The sequence below is a fragment of the Mesorhizobium sp. P3_A10 genome, from assembly GCF_056403175.1.
Genome location: NZ_JBFUFZ010000015.1, coordinates 1 through 2,500 on the forward strand (window position 1 = coordinate 1; position 2,500 = coordinate 2,500).

Genomic DNA, 2,500 nt, shown 5'->3' on the forward strand with positions numbered 1-2,500 from the left:
ATTTGGTTGCGGGGACAGGATTTGGGATTTGAACCTGTGACCTTCAGGTTATGAGCCTGACGAGCTACCGGGCTGCTCCACCCCGCGTCAACCTTAGAGGTAAGTTTTAGCTTACCGGAATCAAGAGACCACCAAATGAAAGGGCCGCTTGCGCGGCCCGTAGTCCCGTTGGCGGGCCTGTTCGTAAGGAGAAGATTTCACTCCATCCGATTGGATGTGAGTTCAACGTGCATTTAGCAGACCTGGCAGCGACCTACTCTCCCGCGTCTTGAGACGAAGTACCATCAGCGCTGGAGCGTTTCACGGCCGAGTTCGGAATGGGATCGGGTGCAGCCGCTCCGCCATAACCACCAGGTCGGCAAAACGCACGTTGTTCGAGAAGCTTTTTGAGCGATTGGCCGCGACAATGCCTCAGGCGTTACGCCTTGGGCTCTGTCGGAGCTTTTCGCTGGTCTTTGTCGTGCCATCCATTTTTTCAAATGGGCATAAGGAATGAGAACGATCAAGCCGATCGAACTATTAGTACCGGTAAGCTTCAAGCGTTGCCGCTCTTCCACACCCGGCCTATCAACGTGGTCGTCTTCCACGGTTCTCAGGGAATACTCGTTTTAAGGTGGGTTTCCCGCTTAGATGCCTTCAGCGGTTATCCCGTCCGGATATAGCTACCCTGCTATGCGGCTGGCGCCACAACAGGTCCACCAGAGATCCGTCCATCCCGGTCCTCTCGTACTAGGGACAGATCCTTTCAATATTCCTACACCCACGGCAGATAGGGACCGAACTGTCTCACGACGTTCTGAACCCAACTCACGTACCGCTTTAAATGGCGAACAGCCATACCCTTGGGACCTGCTCCAGCCCCAGGATGCGATGAGTCGACATCGAGGTGCCAAACAACCCCGTCGATATGGACTCTTGGGGGTCATCAGCCTGTTATCCCCGGCGTACCTTTTATTCGTTGAGCGATGGCCCTTCCACGCGGGACCACCGGATCACTATGACCGACTTTCGTCTCTGCTCGACTTGTCAGTCTCGCAGTCAGGCAGGCTTATGCCATTGCACTCAGCGACCGATTTCCGACCGGTCTGAGCCCACCATCGCGCGCCTCCGTTACTCTTTAGGAGGCGACCGCCCCAGTCAAACTACCCACCATACATTGTCCCGGACCCGGATAACGGGCCGCGGTTAGACATCCATAGTAATAAGGGTGGTATTTCAAGGATGGCTCCACCTGAGCTGGCGCCCAGGTTTCAAAGCCTACCACCTATCCTACACATGCCACTACGAATGCCAATGTAAAGCTATAGTAAAGGTGCACGGGGTCTTTCCGTCTAACCGCAGGAACCCCGCATCTTCACGGGGAATTCAATTTCACTGAGTCTATGCTGGAGACAGCGGGGAAGTCGTTACGCCATTCGTGCAGGTCGGAACTTACCCGACAAGGAATTTCGCTACCTTAGGACCGTTATAGTTACGGCCGCCGTTTACTGGGGCTTCGATTCAGAGCTTGCACCCCTCCTCTTAACCTTCCAGCACCGGGCAGGCGTCAGACCCTATACGTCGTCTTGCGACTTCGCAGAGCCCTGTGTTTTTGATAAACAGTCGCTACCCCCTGGTCTGTGCCACCCTCCTCCACTTGCGTGGAAAAGGGTCACGCTTCTTCCGAAGTTACGCGTGCAATTTGCCGAGTTCCTTCAGCATAGTTCTCTCAAGCGCCTTGGTATACTCTACCAGTCCACCAGTGTCGGTTTCGGGTACGGTCTATAAGGAGGAGCTATTTCCTGGAACCACGCAGCAGCCCGTTCAATCCGATAAGATTGGACTACCTCAATGATCCGTCACTTCCTCCAGGCCCACGAATATTAACGTGGTTCCCATCGTCTACGCATTTCTGCCTCGACTTAGGGGCCGGCTAACCCTGCTCAGATTAGCTTTAAGCAGGAACCCTTGGACTTTCGGCGGGGGAGTCTCTCACTCCCCTTACGTTACTCATGTCAGCATTCGCACTTCTGATACCTCCACCACCCCTCACGGGTATGGCTTCATCAGCTTACAGAACGCTCCGCTACCGCTTGCATTGCTGCAAACCCTAAGCTTCGGTGTATGGCTTTAGCCCCGTTACATTTTCGGCGCAAAGACCCTTATTTAGACCAGTGAGCTGTTACGCTTTCTTTAAATGATGGCTGCTTCTAAGCCAACATCCTGGTTGTTTTGGGATCCTCACATCCTTTCCCACTTAGCCATAACTTGGGGACCTTAGCTGTAGGTCAGGGTTGTTTCCCTTTTCACGACGGACGTTAGCACCCGCCGTGTGTCTGCCGACTAGTACTCCCAGGTATTCGGAGTTTGGTTAGGTTTGGTAATCCGGTGAGGACCCCTAGCCCATCCAGTGCTCTACCCCCTGGGGTATTCGGTCGACGCTCTACCTAAATAGATTTCGCGGAGAACCAGCTATTTCCGAGTTTGATTGGCCTTTCACCCCTAGCCACAAGTCATCCCG

At 54.0% G+C, this 2,500-nt stretch carries 1 tRNA gene and 2 rRNA genes (1 of these 3 cut by a window edge); all 3 read right to left on the bottom strand.

Going from position 1 to position 2,500, the window contains the following annotated elements:
• Nucleotides 1-3: 3 nt before the first annotated feature.
• Nucleotides 4-87: transfer RNA gene (locus tag AC1DXU_RS30365), tRNA-Met, on the bottom strand.
• A gap of 153 nt (nt 88-240) precedes the next feature.
• Nucleotides 241-355, bottom strand: a 5S ribosomal RNA gene (gene rrf / locus AC1DXU_RS30370).
• A 143-nt stretch (nt 356-498) separates the two neighbouring features.
• Nucleotides 499-2,500 (bottom strand): 23S ribosomal RNA (locus AC1DXU_RS30375); it runs 805 nt beyond the window's last position.